The sequence below is a fragment of the Bradyrhizobium ivorense genome (assembly GCF_900696085.1).
In the GTDB taxonomy this organism is placed as follows: domain Bacteria; phylum Pseudomonadota; class Alphaproteobacteria; order Rhizobiales; family Xanthobacteraceae; genus Bradyrhizobium; species Bradyrhizobium ivorense.
Genome location: NZ_CAADFC020000004.1, coordinates 167,651 through 186,644 on the forward strand (window position 1 = coordinate 167,651; position 18,994 = coordinate 186,644).

Annotated in this window: 20 protein-coding genes and 1 pseudogene; 13 read left to right on the forward strand and 8 right to left on the reverse strand. The window is 60.8% G+C overall.

The features are described from left to right. The first annotated feature begins 92 nt into the window (after positions 1 to 92). Both CI41S_RS01650 and CI41S_RS01660 read left to right on the forward strand, forming a co-directional pair. On the forward strand, positions 93 to 851 hold the full coding sequence (locus tag CI41S_RS01650) for an alpha/beta fold hydrolase (protein WP_172627878.1): 759 nt from the start codon (positions 93 to 95) through the stop codon (positions 849 to 851). 387 nt (positions 852 to 1,238) lie between these two features. Beyond that, a pseudogene (locus tag CI41S_RS01660) lies at positions 1,239 to 1,637 on the forward strand (Dps family protein); the annotation flags it as partial. A 371-nt stretch (positions 1,638 to 2,008) separates the two neighbouring features. Here CI41S_RS01660 and CI41S_RS01665 read toward each other — a convergent pair. Then, entirely contained in the window at positions 2,009 to 3,025 is a 1,017-nt protein-coding gene (locus CI41S_RS01665) for an aldo/keto reductase (protein ID WP_139857134.1), read from the reverse strand. 264 nt (positions 3,026 to 3,289) lie between these two features. On the opposite strand from CI41S_RS01665, the gene CI41S_RS01670 reads away from it, so the two are divergent. From CI41S_RS01670 to CI41S_RS01705, 8 genes are all read left to right on the forward strand, one after another. Further along, positions 3,290 to 4,216, forward strand: a complete 927-nt coding sequence (locus tag CI41S_RS01670) for a type 1 glutamine amidotransferase domain-containing protein (protein ID WP_244626380.1) — start codon at positions 3,290 to 3,292, stop codon at positions 4,214 to 4,216. Between the two features lie 87 nt (positions 4,217 to 4,303). Continuing rightward, positions 4,304 to 4,603: a putative quinol monooxygenase gene (locus tag CI41S_RS01675; protein WP_139857135.1), complete on the forward strand. Its 300-nt coding sequence runs from the start codon at positions 4,304 to 4,306 to the stop codon at positions 4,601 to 4,603. A gap of 77 nt (positions 4,604 to 4,680) precedes the next feature. Further along, positions 4,681 to 5,142, forward strand: a complete 462-nt coding sequence (locus tag CI41S_RS01680; RefSeq protein ID WP_172627879.1) for a (2Fe-2S)-binding protein — start codon at positions 4,681 to 4,683, stop codon at positions 5,140 to 5,142. A 1-nt stretch (position 5,143) separates the two neighbouring features. Continuing rightward, a complete protein-coding gene (locus CI41S_RS01685) occupies positions 5,144 to 7,399 on the forward strand; it encodes a xanthine dehydrogenase family protein molybdopterin-binding subunit (RefSeq protein ID WP_139857136.1) in 2,256 nt (751 codons plus the stop codon). A gap of 22 nt (positions 7,400 to 7,421) precedes the next feature. Then, positions 7,422 to 8,042 (forward strand): hypothetical protein, encoded by a 621-nt coding sequence (locus tag CI41S_RS01690; protein WP_244626381.1) that lies wholly within the window; start codon positions 7,422 to 7,424, stop codon positions 8,040 to 8,042. A gap of 191 nt (positions 8,043 to 8,233) precedes the next feature. Then, positions 8,234 to 9,655: a class II fumarate hydratase gene (fumC, locus tag CI41S_RS01695; RefSeq protein ID WP_139857138.1), complete on the forward strand. Its 1,422-nt coding sequence runs from the start codon at positions 8,234 to 8,236 to the stop codon at positions 9,653 to 9,655. Between the two features lie 78 nt (positions 9,656 to 9,733). Continuing rightward, a complete protein-coding gene (locus CI41S_RS01700) occupies positions 9,734 to 10,978 on the forward strand; it encodes a threonine/serine exporter family protein (RefSeq protein ID WP_139857139.1) in 1,245 nt (414 codons plus the stop codon). A gap of 2 nt (positions 10,979 to 10,980) precedes the next feature. Beyond that, entirely contained in the window at positions 10,981 to 11,736 is a 756-nt protein-coding gene (locus CI41S_RS01705; protein ID WP_139857140.1) for a DUF1275 family protein, read from the forward strand. 385 nt (positions 11,737 to 12,121) lie between these two features. On the opposite strand, the gene CI41S_RS01710 is transcribed toward CI41S_RS01705, so the two are convergent. The 6 genes from CI41S_RS01710 to CI41S_RS43250 all read right to left on the reverse strand — a co-directional run bounded on the left by CI41S_RS01710 (position 12,122) and on the right by CI41S_RS43250 (position 16,488). After that, a complete protein-coding gene (locus CI41S_RS01710; RefSeq protein WP_139857141.1) occupies positions 12,122 to 12,760 on the reverse strand; it encodes a hypothetical protein in 639 nt (212 codons plus the stop codon). A 206-nt stretch (positions 12,761 to 12,966) separates the two neighbouring features. Then, entirely contained in the window at positions 12,967 to 13,758 is a 792-nt protein-coding gene (locus CI41S_RS01715; RefSeq protein WP_139857142.1) for an acetoacetate decarboxylase, read from the reverse strand. A gap of 29 nt (positions 13,759 to 13,787) precedes the next feature. Beyond that, positions 13,788 to 14,960, reverse strand: a complete 1,173-nt coding sequence (locus CI41S_RS01720) for a DUF3734 domain-containing protein (protein ID WP_139857143.1) — start codon at positions 14,958 to 14,960, stop codon at positions 13,788 to 13,790. Between the two features lie 41 nt (positions 14,961 to 15,001). After that, on the reverse strand, positions 15,002 to 15,604 hold the full coding sequence (locus CI41S_RS01725; RefSeq protein WP_139857144.1) for a PepSY domain-containing protein: 603 nt from the start codon (positions 15,602 to 15,604) through the stop codon (positions 15,002 to 15,004). A gap of 29 nt (positions 15,605 to 15,633) precedes the next feature. Further along, the gene (locus tag CI41S_RS01730; protein ID WP_139857145.1) at positions 15,634 to 16,311 is read right to left on the reverse strand and encodes a hypothetical protein; all 678 of its coding nucleotides are present in this window, start codon (positions 16,309 to 16,311) and stop codon (positions 15,634 to 15,636) included. Positions 16,312 to 16,332: 21 nt separating this feature from the next. Then, positions 16,333 to 16,488: a hypothetical protein gene (locus CI41S_RS43250; protein WP_172627880.1), complete on the reverse strand. Its 156-nt coding sequence runs from the start codon at positions 16,486 to 16,488 to the stop codon at positions 16,333 to 16,335. Between the two features lie 353 nt (positions 16,489 to 16,841). Here CI41S_RS43250 and CI41S_RS01740 point away from each other — a divergent pair, with 353 nt between their 5' ends. The 3 genes from CI41S_RS01740 (at position 16,842) to CI41S_RS01750 (ending at position 18,261) form a co-directional block, all read left to right on the forward strand. Continuing rightward, positions 16,842 to 17,093: a hypothetical protein gene (locus CI41S_RS01740; protein WP_244626382.1), complete on the forward strand. Its 252-nt coding sequence runs from the start codon at positions 16,842 to 16,844 to the stop codon at positions 17,091 to 17,093. A 71-nt stretch (positions 17,094 to 17,164) separates the two neighbouring features. Beyond that, positions 17,165 to 17,602 (forward strand): hypothetical protein, encoded by a 438-nt coding sequence (locus tag CI41S_RS01745; protein WP_172627881.1) that lies wholly within the window; start codon positions 17,165 to 17,167, stop codon positions 17,600 to 17,602. An 8-nt stretch (positions 17,603 to 17,610) separates the two neighbouring features. After that, a complete protein-coding gene (locus CI41S_RS01750; protein ID WP_139858528.1) occupies positions 17,611 to 18,261 on the forward strand; it encodes a TetR/AcrR family transcriptional regulator in 651 nt (216 codons plus the stop codon). A gap of 49 nt (positions 18,262 to 18,310) precedes the next feature. Here the strand turns inward: CI41S_RS01750 and CI41S_RS01755 are convergent, their stop codons facing one another. Next, entirely contained in the window at positions 18,311 to 18,958 is a 648-nt protein-coding gene (locus CI41S_RS01755; RefSeq protein ID WP_139857147.1) for a TetR/AcrR family transcriptional regulator, read from the reverse strand. Positions 18,959 to 18,994: the final 36 nt, after the last annotated feature.

Sequence of the window (18,994 nt, forward strand, 5' to 3'; positions counted from 1 at the left end):
CGCGGTTCGGGCTGCTGCCCGCAGCGTTCGATTGATTCGTGTCGACTGTGAACTGGCAACACCAAGATCCCGACCAATGAAGGAACGTAGCTATGAAATCGTACAAAGACGTTTTGGGCCTGAGCTTCTTGACCGCGATGGTTGCGCTCGGCCAGCCAGTCCTGGCTGCGGAGCCGAAAGCCAAGACCGCAGTCCTTGTCCATGGTGCGTTCGCGGACGGGTCGAGCTGGGAGAAAGTCATTCCCTATCTCGAACAGGCCGGGCTCAAGGTCGTTGCAGTCCAGAACCCGCTCGACTCCCTCGACAACGACGTCGCCGCCACCAAGCGCGCGATCCGGAACGCGGAAGGTCCTGTCGTCCTGGTCGGCCATTCATGGGCCGGCGCCGTCATTACGGAAGCGGGAAACGACGAAAAGGTCAAATCGCTGGTGTATGTGGCGGCTTACGCGCCGGATAGGGGCGAATCGGTAAAGAGCGCCACTTCGAAATATCCGGATCCCGAAAGTCTGAAAACGTTCGTCAAGGACCCGGACGGCTATCTCACGATCAGCGAGGAGGGCATCAAGAAATATTTCGCGGCCGACCTTTCGCCCAAGGAGCAGGCCGTGGTAGCCGCGACGCAGGGACCCTTCCACATCAGGACGCTTAGCGCTCCGATAAGCCGGGCCGCGTGGCGGGAGAAGCCGACCTTCATGGTCGTTGCGACCAAGGACGCGATCATTCCGCCGCAAATGGAGATGGACCAGGTGAAGGCGGCCAAGGCTACCGCGATCGAGGTGCCATCGAGCCACGTCGCGATGTTGGCGTTCCCGAAGGAAGTCTCCGAGCTGATCATCAAGGCGGCGCAGTAATGAAACGCCGTTCTAAGAACCAGTGGGCCTTCTGCCAAAATGCACGAACGGAGCCGCGCTCGCTTGGCGCGGCTTGATGCTGTTGGAATGCGTCAAGCTGCGCGCGGCTCCGGTCAATGCCGACTCTTCAGATCGCAGATCTCAGGCTTGAGGAGATTGTTTTTCGACTGCGCTGACGCACAACGGATTTTGCCGGCGGGGTCGATGAAGGGGCGGGACTGGAGAACCACGCGTCCTGCCGATCTGCCTGATGCTCGCGGCGATGACCGTGCGCAGGTCGGCTCCTTGGCCTAGCCGAGGTTGTGTAGGAGGAAACGGCGCTTGCCCTGTACCATTTCTTGGCCTTCGAGGCGTGGCTTCGAAGAGGAACCAGGCCCGCCCCTCTGCCTGGTCAGTCCAGCCGTCGAGCAGTCCCGAAGTGTGCGCAACACCACTACGGCCGCCGACGCGCTCAACACGATCCTGGCGGATATGCTCGCCCTCTATTTCAAGACCAAGAATTTTCATTGGCACATGGCCGGGCCGCACTTCCGCGATTACCACCTATTGCTGGACGAGCAGGCGACGGAGATCTTCTCGGTTGTCGACGACATCGCCGAACGGCTTCGCAAGACGGGCAATACCACCCTACGATCGATCGGAGACTTCGCTCGCCGGCAGACTATCAAAGACAATGATGCCGAATTTGTACCCGCCGACGACATGCTCGCCGAGCTCCGTGAAGACAATTTTCGCGCTGGTTCTGCGTTCCGGGAAGCGAAAGTGCTTGTCGAAGAAGCCAGAGACAATGGCAGCCACGGCTGATAGGGAATCAGGCGTTGGTATGCGAGCTGGAATCATTGTCATCTCCTGACTTTCATGCGGCGGGCCGTAATGGAATGTAGTGAAAAAGGACGATCGGGGCGCCCCGGGGGAGGACTCGGGCGGCGCGCGCCCCGACCTGCGCATGGCGCACTGCCATCCGTATGGCATTTGGCTTTGGAAAGACGTGCGCTGATAGGACAGACTTTCTCGAAGCCAAAGTCGTCAGGCATTTCTGAACTGGCTGCGACGATATAACCGCACAGGGGGCTCGATTAACCCGGCATAAGGGCGTGTAAAATCTCGCATGGTGTCAAATTTATCCGGCGTGGATCAGTATCGTGAATCCAGACGGTCTATCTGTCGATTGGCAGCGGCGCCGCCTCGGCCACAAGCCCTCTCTTTCGCAGCTCCTGCCAAAACGCAGCGGGAATCTTGGTCTTGAGCGCCGCATGGTCTTCGAGAATGCGTGCGGGCCTGCTGGCCCCGGGAATGACCGCGGCCGAGGCCGGATGCGCCAGCGAGAAGTGCAACGCCGCCGCCTTGATGGGGATCTTGTATTCTGTGCAGAGGGCGGAGAGTTTCTCGACCTTGGCGGCGATAGCCGGCGGCACCGCCCCGTATTCGAAGTGACGTCCGCCTGCGAGCACGCCGGAGCTATAGGGGCCGCCGATCACGATATCGACTTTCTTGCGCTGTGCGGCGGGCATCAGCCGCTGCAGTGCCATCTCGTGATCGAGGAGCGTATACCGGCCGGCGAGCAAGGTGGCGTCCGGGTCTGCCTCGGAAAGCCCGAGCAGAAGCTCCACGGGTTCGACCTTGTTCACGCCGAGGCCCCAGCCCTTGATTACGCCCTGGTCGCGTAGTTTCGACAAAGCTCGGAAAGCCCCCGTTCGCGCGGTTTCGAACATCGCAAGCCAGCGATCGCCGTAGAAATCCTGGGCGATATCGTGGACCCATACGAAGTCGATATGGTCAACCTTCATGCGCTTGAGGCTGTCTTCGATCGATTTCATGGTGCCGTCGGCCGTATAATCGGGGACGATCTTGTTGGGGCGACCATGTTTGAAGATTTCGCCTTTCTCGCCATGGTCTCGCCCGCTCGGATCCTCGATCTCGTCGAGGATGAGCCGGCCGACTTTCGAACTGAGAACGTAGTCGCTGCGCGGTCGCCTGGAGAGTGCTTCGCCGAGGCGGATCTCCGCGAGCCCGGCTCCGTAGAACGGCGCAGTATCGAAAAAGCGCGTGCCCGCGTCCCAGGCTGCATCGACAGTTGCGAGCGCCTCATCCTCGGGAATATCTCGAAACATGTTGCCGAGCGGCGCCGTACCAAACCCTAGTGGACCGGCCAAGAGTGATTCCCTGATTCTCATATGAACCTCCGGTGACGATGATGTTCGCGTTGCCGCTGGTGCGCGGATTCGCGCGGCAAGAGCGCCACACCCACGATCGTATGTTGCGGAGTCGCGGCTGACTAATAGTGATTTGTAAATTGAGGAAAATCGGATTGTCGCGAACGCAACGGGAGGCCGTGACGTGGGGGTCTACAGGACACTCCCGCTGTCCGATGTTTTACATCTCTTTACGGGCTTCGGCGCGAGCTTCCGACTAGGTTTGACGGCGAGAACGGTACCCGCGTGGTCGAGCTCATTCGCAATGAAGCATCGGCTGCCGGTGCTCATTGGCACTTCGGCGCGGAGTTGTTGCGGCACTCCAGGAACGAACGGAAGGCTGATAACATGAGCAAGGCAAAGGTGCTTGTCGTCGGATCCAATGCGACCCAGATCGAAGTGCAGGGCGGCAAATGGGGGCCCACCGGAAATTATCTCAACGAAACCGTCGTCCCGGTCATGGCGTTGATCCGAGCCACTTACGACGTTCAGCTCGCCACGCCCGACGGCACGAAGCCTCATATGGACAAAGCCTCGGACTCGGCCATGCACTTTGGCGGTGACACGGCCGCCTATAGCCGCGCGAGGTCCTTCTGGACCGATGATCCCGTGATGAACCAGGTCCTGCCCCTGGGTGCGGTGATCGAGAAAGGACTGGATGACTACGCCGGAGTATTCGTGCCGGGTGGCCAGGCGCCGGTCGTCGATTTGATGCAGGACCCGCAGATGGGTGAGATCCTTCGTCACTTCCACGGTCGAGCAAAACCGACGGCGCTGCTCTGTCATGGTCCGATCGCGCTCGTTTCGGCCATGCCGCGTGCGCGCGAATTTCGCGCGGCCTTGATCGCCGGAGACGAGTCGAGCGCGAAGGAGTTAGCCGAGGGTTGGCCGTATGTCGGCTATCGGATGACCATCTTTTCCGCTTCGGAGGAGAAGTGGGTCGAAAAGGAAATCCTGCACGGAAAGATGTACTTCACCATGCCGCAGGCGCTCAGCGCAGCTGGAGGCGACGTGGCCACGGCGAAGCGCGACTTCGAACCCCATGTGATCGTCGATCGCGAGCTCATCACAGGCCAAAACCCGCGCTCCGATCATTCGGTCGGTGAAGCGTTGGTCAAGGCGCTTGATGAGACAAACTCTCAACGTCGGCCCAATGTGGCGACTCACGCCTGACTAGCTGATCCGTCGATCAAGAGGCGAAGTGCCGGATGGTCGAAGCGTTCATCGTTCGGAATTGAGAGCCCAGGGAGGAGAAGTGTTATGGCGACTCACATGAAAACGACGGCGTTACTGAAGGCCCGGCCCGGTAAGGAAGGCGAATTGATCGCTCTGTTGCGCAGCTTGGCCAGCAACAGCCGGTCTGAGCCGGGCAACCTTCGATGGGACCTTTGGCAAGATCAGCACGACGAGACAACCTTCATCATCGATGAGCTCTACAGCGATATCGATTCCGTGCAGGCCCACAGGGCAACGCCGCACTTCCGAAATTATACATCCAGGATCAACGAACTCGCTACCCGCACGGCCGTCACGTCGCGCCCTTTGGATGTGGTCTCATAGGGTCGGTCTGACGGCCTAGCCGCGCTTGGACCGGAGATTTCGGAAGTGAGGAGACAACGTCGCGAAGGGATACCGACATGATCGAGCTCACGGTCAATGGGATCAAACACCAAGTTGACGTAATCCCCGAGATGCCCTTGCTTTGGGTGTTGCGCGACGAACTCGGCATCACCAGTCCGAAGTACGGCTGCGGGGTCGCGCAATGCGGCGCCTGCACCGTCCAAATAGATGGAGCGGCTGTCCGTTCCTGCCAGGCGCATATCGGCGACCTCGCCGGCAAATCTGTCGTCACGATCGAAGGACTCGAGAATGGAGCCCAGCACCCTGTTCTGCAGGCCTGGATCGAACACCAGGTTCCGCAGTGCGGATATTGCCAGACCGGCCAGATCATGCAGGCCATTTCGCTTCTTGAGCTTCATCCCAAGCCGACAGACCAGGACATCAACGAGGTGATGTCCGGCAATCTATGCCGTTGCGGAACCTATCCACGCATTCGCACTGCAATCCACGCGGCAGCTGCAAAGATGGCGGAGAAGTGAGATGGGCGACATACACAGCATATCCCGTCGGGCCTTCGTTTTCGGCTCCGCCGCCCTAGCCGGCGGCATCGCGTTTGGCTCCTACAGCAGTGCCGAACCGGCTGTTACGTCCGGCAATGGCAATCCATTGGCCGCCGGCCTCGGGCCTAACTCCGTAAGCTTCAATCCCTGGGTCGAGATCAGCCCTGAAAAAATAACGCTCATCGCTCAACACGTCGACATCGGTCAGGGCGTCGGTTCGGTGCAGCCGATCATGATTGCCGAAGAGATGGACCTCGATCCCGGCCAATTCGAAATTCGATTCGCAGGGCCCAGTCCCGCCTACTTTAATAGCGGCTTCGCGGATGACTTTGTGCCGTTCCTTGCCGCGGACCAAAGCCCGGCCGCCGAAGCAGCACGCGCCGCCGAGCTCGAATCTCTTAGAAAGTCCGGCCTGCAGCAGACGGGCGGGTCAAGCGCGGTGCCGGACACGTACAAAAAGTTGCGCATTGCTGGCGCGGTCGCGCGCGAGACACTGAAGGTCGCGGCGGCCAAACGTTCAGGCGTCCCCGTAGCTGACATTCGTACCCAATCCGGTCATGTGATCCTGCCCGACGGAACCAAAATTCCCTATGTCGAACTCTCGGCGGAAGCCGCGAAGATTCCGCCGGTGCTCGATGTCAAGCTGCGCGATCCGTCCAAATGGCGAATGCTGGGAAAGCCCATGACGCGCCTCGATGTTCGATCGAAGGTCATGGGGGAGCTGAAGTTCGGCATCGATCTGAAGATGGACGGCATGATGTACGCCTCGGTCAAGCTGAACCCCAACAAGGGTCAGCCCCTGAAATCGTACGACGCAAGCAAGGCGCGGTCGATGCCCGGGGTCAAAAGGATCCTCGAAGTAAAAAATGGCGTTGCGGTGATCGCCACGAATAGCTGGTACGCAATGAAGGCGGTCGAAGCGATCGATTGCGAGTGGGCGCCATCGACCTATCCCGCGGAACAAGCCGACCATTGGAAGATTCTGGAAGCGTCGTTCAAGCCTGAATTCCTGGGCAAGGAGTGGCGGAAAATCGGCGATGTCGACGCCGGGTTGAAGAGTGGCAGGCTGATCGAGGCCGAGTACCGCGCGCCTTATGTGGCACATCAGCCTCTGGAGCCGCTCAACGGGATCGGCATTGTATCCGAAGCCGGGATGGAAATCTGGGTCGGCCATCAGAGCCCTCAATTCGTGCAGTCCATTGCGGCGGCGGCGATCGACCTCAAGCCGGAACAGGTGACCTTTCACAATCAATGGACCGGCGGAAGTTTCGGGCACCGTCTCGAATACGAGAACGTGCGTGTCCTGGCCGAAATCGCAAACCAAATGCGCGGGACGCCGATCAAGCTCGTGTTTTCGCGCGAGGAGGATTTTCTCCAGGATATTCCGCGACAGATTGCGATCGCCCGACATAAGGGGAGCGTCGACAAGGGGAAGATCGTCGCGGCCGACCTGCAATTGGCTTCGACGGCTCCGTTGAAGGAGCTGCTCGAGCGTTCGGGCATACCCTCGAAGGAACCCGATGCTCAATTGGCCTCCGGCCTGTGGAACGTCTACTACGACATCCCGAACTTTCGGGCCACAACCTATGAGGCGAAAGGGCTATCGCCGTGCACCACGTGGCGGTCCGTCGGAGCCTCGACTGCCGGCTTCTTCACCGAAAGCTTCATCGACGAACTGATCCATGCGGCCGGTCTCGATCCATTGAAGGCGCGCATCGAGATGTGCGCGGTTCCGACCTACCGCAAGTTGCTGGAGACGCTCGCGGAGATCTCGGACTGGAAGGGACCGCTCGGCAACGGCAAAGGACGGGGCGTCGCGTTCGTGGAGGCGTTCGGCACGCCGACGGCCGAAGTCGTCGAAGTCACGATGACGGACAAAGGCGTTAGGATCGACAAGGTCTGGGTCGCGGTCGACGTAGGTAAGGTCGTCGATCCAATCAATTTCGAGAACCAGGTACAGGGAGGTGTGGTCTGGGGGCTCGGCCACGCCATCAATTGCGAACTCACTTACGCAAAGGGCGCGGTGCAGCAGACCAACTACAACCACCACGAAGCTATGCGGATCTATCAATGTCCGGTCATCGAAGTTCGCGGACTCGAGAATGATCCCAAAGTGAGAGGCGTCGGCGAGCCGCCCGTTCCGCCCGCCGCGCCCGCGCTCGCCAACGCGATCTTCGCGGCGACTGGAATGCGGATCCGCGAAATGCCCTTCAACAAGTTCATCGATTTCGTGTGAGGGCCGATCCATGAAGAGTTCTTTGATCGCGGCGGTGATCGCGGCTTCGTCGATTGCGACCTTTGCGGGGATCGTCGCGGCCAAGGACGAGGCCGCCAAGGACGCGCTGCCGCCGGGCAGCGTCAGCCACGCCGAGGGGTTGGAGGCCTGGAAGCGGATTGAGGCCGTCGTGACGCATCCACGCTGCGCCAACTGCCACGTCGACGCCAAGGCGATCCCGATATGGACGCCGGCGGGCGAAACCAAGCCTCGGGTGCATGGCATGAACATTCATGGCGGAGAGAGTCGCATCGGGGCCGAGGCGATCCGCTGCTCGACCTGTCACATGACGTCCACACAGGCGAACGATCCGGCACCGGAACCGCCGCGCGCTGGCATCGATTGGCAGCTTGCTCCGGTCGACTTCATCTGGTTCGGCAAGAGCGGCGCCGAAATCTGCGCGCAGCTGAAGGATCCCAAACGTAACGGCGGACGCGACGCAGTCGGCCTCCTGAATCACCTACGGCACGATGCGTCGTTGAGCGGCTTCATCCCTCGGGGGTGGGAGCCCGGAGCAGGCCGCACGACGCCTCCGGGCACCTTCGAGGATCACGTCAAAGACATGGCCCTGTGGGGAGCCGCCGGGCAACCCTGTCCGAATTGATCCTTGAACGGCGCGTCGCACCTTAAGCCCAGCGTCTCGATAGAACACCGTCTGATCAAGGGCGGGATCGGACACGAAAACTGACGCAGGAAGTTCGCAAGCCTTCGCCGACCGGTCATGGACATCGGTGGACCTGATGGGCAGTCAATTGGCCCTCTACATCTGTAGCAAATCAGAAGCAAGGAGCGCACATGACCGATTCTCGCAAGGAAAGTGACAGCCTCGGCGTGGTCGAGGTGGCTGCAGACAAACTGTGGGGAGCGCAAACCCAGCGCTCTCTCGAGCATTTCAGCATCGGTACCGATCTGATACCCCGCGAAATGATCACGGGATACGCGATCCTGAAGAAGGGCGCGGCGGCGGCAAACCTTGCGAGCGGGCGGCTGGACGATACGCGATATAAACTGATCGTCCAGACCTGCGACGAAATCCTGGCCGGTCAGCACCATGACATGTTCCCGCTGCATGTGTGGATGACGGGCAGCGGTACGCAATTCAACATGAACGTCAACGAGGTGATTTCGAACCGCTGCAGCCAGTTGGCCGGCACGGCCCTCGGCAGCCATAGGCCGGTTCATCCCAACGATCACGTGAATATGGCACAATCGTCGAATGACTCGTTTCCCTCGACGATGAACATCGCGGCCGGGGTGAACGTCAAACAACGGTTGATTCCGGCGGTAAGGGAATTGCGCGATGCCATCGCCGCCAAATCGAAAGAATGGGACAACATCGTCAAGATCGGCCGCACGCATATGCAGGACGCGACCCCGCTGACGCTGGGCCAGGAATGGTCGGGCTACGCCGGCATGCTGTCGGACGACCTGGAACGGATAGAAGCGGCGCTGCAGGGCGTCTATCGGCTGGCGCTCGGCGGCACTGCGGTCGGCACCGGCATCAACTCGGCGCCGGGCTTCGCCGAAGCGGCCGCGGCCGAAATCGCCAAGCTCACCGGCCTGCCATTCGTGACCGCGCCGAACAAATTCACCGTCCAAGGCGCTCACGACGCGCTGGTGCAATTGTCGGGTACGATGCGCACGCTTGCGGTCTCGCTCTACAAGATTGCCAACGATATTCGGCTGATGTCCTGCGGGCCTCGCGCGGGCTTCGCCGAGCTGTCGATACCGGAAAATGAGCCGGGCTCCTCGATCATGCCTGGCAAGGTCAATCCCACCCAGTGCGAGGCGCTGACCATGATCTCCGTCCAGGTGATGGCCAACGATGTGGCGGTCGGATTCGGTGGGGCGGGCGGTTACCTCGAAATGAACGTCTACAAGCCGCTGATGATCTTCAACATCACGCATTCGATCACGATCCTGAGCGACGGCTGCGTCAATTTCCGCAAGTTCCTGGTGGAAGGGACCAAGCCAAACCTGAAGAGGATCAACGAGTATGTCGACCGCTCTTTGATGCTGGTAACGGCGCTGTCACCCGTGATCGGCTACGACAAGGCCTCGAAGATTGCGCACTACGCGATGGACAACGATCTCACGCTCAAGGAAGCCGCGCTCGAGCTCGGTTTCGTCAGCGAGGACGAGTTCAACCGCGTCGTGGATCCGGCCAAGATGGTTGAGCCCTATGTAGCCAGCGCCGCGACCTCCACGGCCGCGTAAACGCCTGTTCTGCTGCGAGGGCCGGGTCTCGACCTCGGCCCTCGCGGTCCCGTATGCCAGCCCTCTGGAGCTGGGGCCATGACCGAAGAGCGTTCCGAACTGAGCCTTGCCTTCGCGAGAGTTCTCTTCGTGAACGGCCAGGCAACCGATCAGATCGTCGCCGCTATCCGACGGCTCACCAGCAAGCTCGGTCTGAAAGCGGAACTGCTACCACGTTGGGGCGAACTCCAATTGAGTTCGGAGAACGACGGGGCGCCGCAGATCACCTCCGTCGAGGCGGATCCGGTCGGGGTTGATATGGATCGCGTCATTTCCACGATGCAGACGGTCGCCGACATCGAGACAGGCCGGCTTTTGCCGGAGCAAGCGAGCAAACGGATCGAGGCCGTCGCCAAGGCGCCGCCCGCGCCCGCCTGGCTTTTCGCTCTGGCCGCAGCCGCTGGCGCAGTCGCGCTCGCGATCATCTTCGGCATCCAGCACGAACTAACCGCGCTATTGATCTTCCTGAGCTCCGGTGCCGGCGCATTCCTTCGCCGAGCCATTGCCCGAGTGAGCACAAATATCCTCCTTCAGCCGTTCTGCGCCGCGCTGCTTGCTGGTCTGATCGGCGGGCTTGCAATCCGCTATCAGTTGAGCACCGCGTTGCGGCTCGTCGTAGTGTGCCCCTGCATGGTGCTGGTTCCGGGGCCGCACATTCTCAACGGCACGCTCGACCTGGTCGCCGGGCGGATTCATCTGGGGAGCGCACGCCTGATATATGCCGGCCTCATCGTGGTCGCGATCTCGACCGGATTGCTCTTGGGCCTCGTGCTGACGGGCGCATCGCTGCCCATCGATCCGCCCGGTCAAGGGGTGCCGCTCTGGCTCGACGTCATCGCGGCCGGGGTGGCGGTGGCTTGTTACAGCGTCTTCTTCTCGACACCTCCGCGCATGCTGCCATGGCCCGTCGCGGTCGGCATGCTGGCGCATGCGTCGCGCTGGGTTGCCATGACCGACCTTGGGGCCGGCGCGGCAACCGGGGCTCTGGTGGCTTGCGTCGTCGTGGGCTTGCTGCTCACGCCGGTATCGCGTCGTTACCACTTGCCGTTCGCGGCCATCGGCTTCGCTTCCGTGGTCTCGATGATACCTGGCGTCTACGTCTTCAGGATGATGAGCGGGCTGATGCAGATCGCCGACACGGCGCAAGCGACATCGGAGCTTGTCGGCGCCACAATCGCCGACGGTGTCACGGCGGTCGCGGTCATACTGGCCATGAGTCTCGGCTTGATCGTGCCGAAAATGGCGATCGACCGTTTTGGGGACTGGCGCGCTCGAAGGAGTTGAAGATGCTCATATACGCGCGAAACTCGGAGGTAGCGAGTAATTCGATCGCGCCGTCCGATGAACAGGCCGTCTTGCTCCGGATGGAGGAGCAATTGCCGCCGGTGCTCAGCGTCATCGCAGGCATGGTCGATCTGACCGGGTTCTTCATGCTGGGCAATATCTTCACGGCGCACATCACCGGCAACCTCGTGGTCGCGAGCGCGCTAGTGGTGCGCGGAGGCCATGTGAATCTGGCTCAATTGCTGGCGATCCCGGTCTTCATGATCGCCCTGGCGCTGGTTTGGCTCATTGCGGAATTCTCCAGGCGAAGGGGATCCTCCCTTGTACGGCTGCTGCTGGTCTTGCAATCCCTGCTGCTTGCGGCGGTGCTGGTATTCTGCGTCTCTGCCAAACCCTCGAGCAATCCCCACGGGATGCTTGCCCTTATCGCCGGCCTCATAGCAGTCACCGCCATGGCGTGTCAGTACGCACTGCTCCGCCTGGCGTTGCCCAAAGCAATCTCTACGGCCGTCATGACCGGCAATCTTACGAATACCGTTCTTTCGATCATGGACGCGATATCGCTCGGCCACCCGCTGATGAGTGCCGACGACGGTCGATTGAGACGATCGCTGTATCTTCTGTTTGGCTTTCTGTTGGGATGCATCATTGCCGCTATGGCGATTTCCACGATGGGCGAATGGGCTTGGTCGCTGCCAGCGGCACTCGCAGCGCTTGTGGTTGCGCGGCCGGTGATGTGGTCCGGCAGAGGCAGTTGACGCGGACGAGAGATGAAAGTGGCGACATGGACCTATGCTTTCCCGGTAACGGTGTCCCCTGAAAAACGTCTTCGTTTTCGGGCCTCGAGATGAGCGTACGGCCACTTACGGTAGCAAACCTCAACGCTTTCGATGTACCCGCCCAGACTACGAATCTGGTGTTCGTCTCGCCTGTTGCCGATGTGCACGCAACACATTTGCAACACGGCGGCCCTAGCGCCTTGATATCAATGGTTCGAAAGCGGTTTCCTAAACCGTAGGTCGCTGCTTAAGCCAACAAGATCAACGTTCGAGACAAGATCGTTTTGCTCTGCCAAGGTCGAGCGACGACGTTGGTTCGACTGACTGGTAGCCGGCACGAAATCGTCGTCCAGGCTAGATCGCTCTAGTCTCGAACGGGAGCGAGAGTGAATTTCGTAAGTAATTGATACACAATTTCGCGTTTACCGCGAATCCATCCCTCTCTACCACTTGGTCGAGGCGATCCCAGGTACACTCCAACACACCAAGCCAGTTCCTTCACCAGCTCGCGTGTCTGAACCGATGGCCGTCCATAGCTTATCAGCCGCACATCCAGATCGAAGCGCTGGACCTTCATCACAGCGCGCCTGATGGCACTGTGAATCCACACGGGCGCGTTGCCGAACGCCCCGCCGCCAAGTGAAGTGAGCAACAGAATGTTCGATGCCCCGCGCCGGCAGTTGATCACTGCCTCAAGCATCGTTGCCTCATAGGCGGCATCGAGTACCAACTGCGCGAATGCTGACCAGTGCTGCTGCGGCGCACTGCCGTACGCGACGGGCAACGCTGAGCAGAAAGCCTGGCTCACTACAGGCCTTGGTGCGCTCGGCGCATCCGTCACCTCGACGTCGCGATGAATGCCGATGCGCAGCTTGCCGGCAAGCGCATCAGCCAGTCCGGGGCCCATGGCGCGCAGATGATCCGTGATCAGGTCCAGGCCCTGGCGCGTGCAGAGAGCATAGCCATTGCGCCGCTCCCAGAGATCGGTGACGGGTCGGACCAATTGGGCGCTCAACTCGGCGCCGACATCCGCGGGGCCGTCAATTGGGCTGGCTAGGCGACGGTCCAGCCCCCACCCATCGGCCAATGCCGCTGGTCGAGCCGGTGACGACAGCTGTCCTTCCGTTGAGAATTCCCATCTCGTACATTTTCTTCTTACAAATGCGAATGCGATGGGTGCTGGCCGGAGATCGCGACGCCCAGTTGGATCTACAAGACCAGGGCTTTCTCACCAGCTCGGATCGAGCCGCGAGCCGGCCGTTGCAGATAATCGTGCAGCACTGTCCCGAGGCCGAGCGTAAGGTCGGCGCGGATGTGGACGGCAGAGACGATCTCCAGGACCGGCAGGTCGGCAACGGGGGCCAAGGCATGCGGTGTCAAGGCGAGGGCTGCGGGTCCGGTCCAGGCACCCTTCAGCACGATGTCCTCAAGATGGTATTCGACGAGCTCACAGATGCGGGGACTGCCGTCGACGTGCGGGATGATCTTGAGCAGGAAGTTGGGCTCGTTCAGAGCCGCCTTGATTTTCGACGGGTCGGCCGCGCGGTGCTTGTAGCCCATCGTCCCGGTCGCAACCCGGAGCGGGCCGTAATCCAGCGTGCCGATCAATGTGTCGATCTCGGTCCGCAATGTCGGCTGGGCGAGCTTCTTCGGAAAGCCCCATAGCTCGCGCCCGCCCGCAATGGGGCCTTCGTCGTTGAGGAACATGCAATGCGTATAGCCGCCCTTGCGTCCGCGGAAGGAGACGGGGATGACCTGTCCGCTTTCCGTGTAATCGCCAAAGCCGTTCGAGTCCGGCATGCGAATGAATTCATATTTGACCAGAGCTTCTCGCACGTCGACCTCAAGCGGCTCCGGGACCACGGCCTGGAGCTTGGCCGGATCGGTGCGATAGGTGATGATCAGGTATTCGCGATCGACGAACCGGTACGGCCCGGGCGGATAGGCCGGGTTGGTCAGCGGCATCGCAAAGGCTCGTTGTTTCACGTCAATCTCGCGCATTTGTGCTCTCCAGGCGGTTGGGGGTGGGCCTACTCGCGGCCGTCTTGTTCGAGATCAAACGTGAAGACCCCGTCGGGGCTCGAAGGCCGCGCGAGCACCTCGGGATGGCGCAGTGTGCGCAGCGCGTCGTGGTAGCCAGCCTGCCAGTGGTCCTGCATCGAAAGGCGCGAGAACTCGTAATCCTTGGAATGCCCCTCGTGATTGCGAGCGCGATAGATCAGATGGACGATGTTGTAGACGTTGCGCGACACTGCCGTGCTGAGGATTTTTACGTTCTCGTGCTGGCTGAGATCGTCAGGCAGTCGGCCAAGCAGATCCGTGAGTGCCCGCCGCAGGCGCTGCACGCGCTTGAATTGGTCGGTACTGGCGCGGGTGCGGCTGGAATACTGGATCTCCTTGTGCCGCGTGACGACCTCAGCCATGTTGCGTGGAAGTTGACCGCGTGCGCTCCAGAGGTCGACCTGGAACGCAAGCATGTCCTGCGGGGCATCTGATTCGATCACCCATTGCAGCGGCGTATTGGAGACGAGACCGCCGTCCCAATAGTGCTCCCCCTCGATTTCCACGGCCGGGAAGCCCGGCGGCAGCGCGCCGCTCGCCATGATATGCTCGGGCCGGATCGTATGGATGGTGTTGTCGAAATAGACGAAATTCCCGGTTCGCACGTTGACCGCGCCCGCGCTGAAGCGCGTCGTTCCGGCATTGAGACGATCGAAGTCGACCAGGCGCTCCAGCGTGGTCTTGAGCGCGCGCGTGTCATAAATGCTGGTTGCATCGTTGGCTCCGCCGAGCTGCAGCCAGGGCGGGATGGGACGGGCGGAGAAAAATCCGGTTGCGCCGCACGTCGCCGCCAGGCCGGCGCTCACTTGATTGATGAGGTTGCGCGTGTTGTCGCTCTTCGCCCAATCAAGGAAAGGTGTTCCGGATAAGTCCCATGGCGCCGTTGAAGTGACCTGGGTCCAGAAGTCGCGCAGGCGCTCGACACGGGACTCAGGCGGGTTGCCCGCGATGATGGCGGCGTTGATGGCTCCGATCGAAATGCCGGCGACCCAATCGGGATGAATGCTGGCTTCGGCCAAGGCTTCGTACACGCCCGCCTGATAGGCGCCGAGCGCGCCGCCGCCTTGCAACAGCAGCGCGATGCAATCAAACGGAAGCCGTCGTTGCGCGGAAAAGAGCTCGGATCGAGGCTGGAAGTTCATGGTGCGGTTGCTCTTGAGTTTTTGCGATGTGAACACATGTTTCAGCGCTGGCTTGCGCTCTGCTTTCCGACTTTGGGCGGCTCGAGCATCACTTCTTTCAAATGGTCCCCGGAGGCGACGACGACCACGAAATTCAGTTTGCCTTCTTGTCTCACGAGACCTCCGGCGAGCGCACTGCCGGCCGCAGCTCTCTCGGCGACCTGCACCGCATCCGACATTTCCTGCTTGCTCCATTTCAAGGCAGTCATCTTGGCGAGATCGTCCCGATCGAGTTCCTTCAGGGAAGACGCCAGCTCCTTGCCCGTGACGCTTCCGGTATTTGCATCGATGGCGTTCTCCCACACGTTTCCATTTCTCATGGTGCGAACGCGGTAGACGGGCGGGTTGGCGAGTTCAAAGCTGATGTCGGCAGTCTTCGAGCCGTCATGCAGGCGCTCGGCGATCTCCATTGCCCGGCTGAGCGGGACTCGTATGGTGCGGAATTCGGTGAGCACGCGCCGGATCGCAGCGTCCTCGGCTTCGCTTTGCGCCGCCGCGCTCGGCCTGTCCGCGTCCGCAGGATTTTGTGCCACGTCGGCAACGGCGCCGGTCGCCGTGAGCGCGGCGGACCATACAATCAGGGCAAACAAATGCTTCTTCGACATTGGTGAACCTCGTTTAAATTGTCGATCGCCTACCAAAGGCGAGTGAGAGCGAACGTATCGCTGCAAGAGCTGTGGGGTGCCGAGTCGCAACGGCCATGCGGTGTCGCGCGCCGCGCGGCTCGATGTCGTTTCTCAGCAGAGAGGTGAGAAAGCTTGTGGGTTATCTCCGGCGAAGCCAATGCAATAAAATTTCGGGAGATGTCCTCGACCGCCGACTGTGCAAGACTGTTGCGCACCCCTGGGGGCAACGTCACGGGAGAAACCTCGTCTTCATCGGTTGGCGCATCCGAGCCCGTGCTCGCGTCGGGTGCATGGTCCGGCCGCGACGTGGCTGCGGCGATCTCCTTGTCAGCGGATGCCGGCAGGCGCTGATTGGTATCGATCACGACGCGCTCCGGTCCCTTGAGGCCGGAGTGGATACGAATTGAAGGCCGTACAGGATCCGGTTCTGCAAAGCGGTTCGGCAGCTGCGCCGGCAGCACCCAGCCGGTCGCCATAAGCAAGTACGCCAGTACGCTGCCGACCGTGAGAAAATAGCCGCGCAAGGGAAGGCCGTGATCAGCCGAACGGCTCGCGCGCGTGAACTCGAGGGATCGTCGGTTCACGGCAAGGGTCTCCTGGCAGCGGAACGAGTCGGTCTCATTGTCAGATACTCCAAAAAGGCGCGATGCCGTTTGCAGTTTCGAGATTTCGGGGAAGTTCAGCACGCGAGGTCCCCGGACGTTGTCTCACGCCGTGTGCGGGACATAGTCGATTTCGTCGGGCGCAACGCCTCTGCGCGCCAATTCGGACTCGATCATGTCGAACATGCATTCAAGCGGCGCAAGCCAGACATTGACCCAGTAAATGATGCTGTTCCGGGCGATCAGCAGAGCCGGGGTCATGCGGATGTCCTCCGTTCCTGGCGGAGCCTGACGGTACCGAGCCGACGGGCGCCGAGGGTATGGACCCAGGCGACCATCGAGATCGTGATGCCAAGCACCAGGCTCAGGGCCACGAGACACAAAGCGAGGACAACGTTCAGCGACGCCGCGGCGAGCCCTGGTAAGGGGTTTTCGCGCATCCCTGCGAACAGAAGAGTTGACATTTTCGGCCTCATTAATAAACTATACCGTATATTTCATATAAACCATGCTTCACGGTTGATGTCAAGGCAAGGGCCTCACAAGCGCGTTACGGCAAGCGAGGCTCCGCTCCGGCGAACCAGAAGCTTCAGGCGGTGAAAGGATTCGACATGATGAGATTGACGCTGGCGCTGTTCATCGGCGCAGGGGCCGCGGCTGCGAGCGCAGCCGCGTCCGCCCAGGAGAACCGCGGCACTCCGGAGCAAAGGGCCGCCTGTGCGCCCGACGCCTTCCGTCTGTGCAGTGTCTACATTCCCGATCCGTCGGGAGTAGAAGCGTGTCTGCGGCTCAGAAAGTCGGATCTAAGCGAAGCGTGCAAAACACTGTTCGAGCAGGCGAGCACCGGATCAGACAGGGCCAAATAGAAGCAGCTTCGCATGGGCGAAATCAGATCCGCGTTGATTGCATCAAACTTTTTGGAAACAGGAGCGACATCATGAGTACCATGTACATACCGGCTTTAGCCGCCTTCGGCGGCTCTGCCTTCGGATCGGTCTCGACCATCGTGAGTGGATGGTTCAGCCGACGACGGAGATCGCGTGAGCGTCATCACGCCCGCTCGTTCTCGAAGCGTGAGCGGCTGTATCGCAGCTTCATCGAGGAGGCATCACGGCTCTACGCCGAGGCCCTGATCAATGATCAGGCAGAAATTCCGCAGCTCGTGAGTCTCTATACGCTGGTGGGACGAATGCGGATTCTCTCGAGCAACGAGGTCGTTCAGGCCGCCGAGCGCACCGGGCGTCTGATCATCGAAACCTACCTGTCGCCAAATCGCACGTTTGTCGATCTGCCAAACTTCATTGAGGAAATAGACCCATTGCGCGATTTCGGCGAGGCCTGCCGCTGCGAACTGATGAACCCTCCGACGCGGTAAGAAACATGATGCGCCAGCAGATTGACGACCGGACCAGGAATGCGGACGGGCGCCGCAGAATCGTGCAGGCAGCCAATGCTCTCTATTGTCAGATCGGTCACAACAAGACCACCGTGGCCGACATCGCGCGGAGCTTGTCGATGTCCTCAGCCAACGTCTATCGCTTCTTTCACTCAAAGCGGGCGATCGAGGAGGCCGTCGTAGGAGAAGTGCTCGACGACATCCTGAGCGCGGCAGCCGAGGCGGGGCGCAGCGGCGGGTCGGCGCTGCGGCGCCTGACCACAATCCTGAAAGCGATTGCCGAATGTAACGAAGGTCGACCTGCAAAGGACCGGAGACTGCAGGACCTTGTGGCGTTGGCCTTTCGGCAGAATTGGTCCGTCGTCCTCGTCTACCAAGACCAGATCAGAGGGCTGGTCCGACCAGTTATCGGCACCGGGCAAGACAATGGGGAATTGCGGAGCGGCAGTCCGATGGTATTAACCTGCTGCCTTCTGGAAGCCATGGACATCTACCTCAATCCCTCGCGGACCGGTGTGACGAGGCTTCGGCCAAGCTTCGAGGAAATGTTGAGTTTCTGTACGGGTGCGTTGCGCCGCACGCCGTCGGTGCAAGCGCTCGATATGGCATCGCAGCTGGAACTGACGGTAGGCCGCTGACGGATCGGCTCCGGCGCCCCGCGATCAGACGGCAAGCCTGCAACTAGTGCTACCAATCCGACTCGCACGCCGCCAGGAAGAAGCCGACCCGTTCGCGCACGAACCCGGGAAGCTCCTTCTTCAGGTCTTTCGGCGTTTCGCCGATGAGGGAGCGAAACAGCATCGGCAGCAGGATCAGGTCGAGGAAGATCTGCGCCGTGGCGCGGCTTCGTTTGGCGCTGAACGGTCCCCTTGGTGAACGGGCGAGCTTCTGCGTGGCGTTATCCAGCAACTGCGACACCGCAGCGAGGGCGCGATCGCGCGCGGCGTCGTGGACGTTGCGGCTTAGTTCGGGAAACCGCTGAGATTCGGCGATCGTCGCGCGCACCATGCCGAGCGACTCCTCGATAACCCTGTCGATAAGGGCTGTTCCAAGGCTCATCAACTTGTCCTCGATGGTGCGGCCTTCGGGCGAGAAGCCTTCAAAATCCGTCAGCCCGTCGATGCTGCGAGCCACCACGGCCGCAAACAGTGCTTCTTTGCCGGGGAAATGAGCATAGATGGTCGGCTTGCTCGCGGGAGCAAGTTCGGAAATGTCGTCGATGCTTGCGCTGCGGAAGCCTTTTTCGAGAAACAGTTGCTGGGCTGCATCGAGAATTCGCGCCGGCGCGTCGCCGGCAAGATCCTTGGGCGGTCTGCCTCGCTTCGTCTTCTTCATTCTCGAACCTCCAAAATCACGAGTCTGTGCGCGTCG

Bases quoted from the DNA above. Each gene is read 5' to 3' on its own strand.
- CI41S_RS01650 (WP_172627878.1), top strand. From the start codon at position 93: ATGAAATCGTACAAAGACGTTTTGGGCCTGAGCTTCTTGACCGCGATG.
- CI41S_RS01665 (WP_139857134.1), bottom strand. From the start codon at position 3,025: ATGAGAATCAGGGAATCACTCTTGGCCGGTCCACTAGGGTTTGGTACG.
- CI41S_RS01675 (WP_139857135.1), top strand. From the start codon at position 4,304: ATGGCGACTCACATGAAAACGACGGCGTTACTGAAGGCCCGGCCCGGT.
- CI41S_RS01680 (WP_172627879.1), top strand. From the start codon at position 4,681: ATGATCGAGCTCACGGTCAATGGGATCAAACACCAAGTTGACGTAATC.
- CI41S_RS01685 (WP_139857136.1), top strand. From the start codon at position 5,144: ATGGGCGACATACACAGCATATCCCGTCGGGCCTTCGTTTTCGGCTCC.
- fumC (WP_139857138.1), top strand. From the start codon at position 8,234: ATGACCGATTCTCGCAAGGAAAGTGACAGCCTCGGCGTGGTCGAGGTG.
- CI41S_RS01700 (WP_139857139.1), top strand. From the start codon at position 9,734: ATGACCGAAGAGCGTTCCGAACTGAGCCTTGCCTTCGCGAGAGTTCTC.
- CI41S_RS01705 (WP_139857140.1), top strand. From the start codon at position 10,981: ATGCTCATATACGCGCGAAACTCGGAGGTAGCGAGTAATTCGATCGCG.
- CI41S_RS01715 (WP_139857142.1), bottom strand. From the start codon at position 13,758: ATGCGCGAGATTGACGTGAAACAACGAGCCTTTGCGATGCCGCTGACC.
- CI41S_RS01720 (WP_139857143.1), bottom strand. From the start codon at position 14,960: ATGAACTTCCAGCCTCGATCCGAGCTCTTTTCCGCGCAACGACGGCTT.
- CI41S_RS01725 (WP_139857144.1), bottom strand. From the start codon at position 15,604: ATGTCGAAGAAGCATTTGTTTGCCCTGATTGTATGGTCCGCCGCGCTC.
- CI41S_RS43250 (WP_172627880.1), bottom strand. From the start codon at position 16,488: ATGACCCCGGCTCTGCTGATCGCCCGGAACAGCATCATTTACTGGGTC.
- CI41S_RS01740 (WP_244626382.1), top strand. From the start codon at position 16,842: ATGAGATTGACGCTGGCGCTGTTCATCGGCGCAGGGGCCGCGGCTGCG.
- CI41S_RS01745 (WP_172627881.1), top strand. From the start codon at position 17,165: ATGAGTACCATGTACATACCGGCTTTAGCCGCCTTCGGCGGCTCTGCC.
- CI41S_RS01750 (WP_139858528.1), top strand. From the start codon at position 17,611: ATGCGCCAGCAGATTGACGACCGGACCAGGAATGCGGACGGGCGCCGC.
- CI41S_RS01755 (WP_139857147.1), bottom strand. From the start codon at position 18,958: ATGAAGAAGACGAAGCGAGGCAGACCGCCCAAGGATCTTGCCGGCGAC.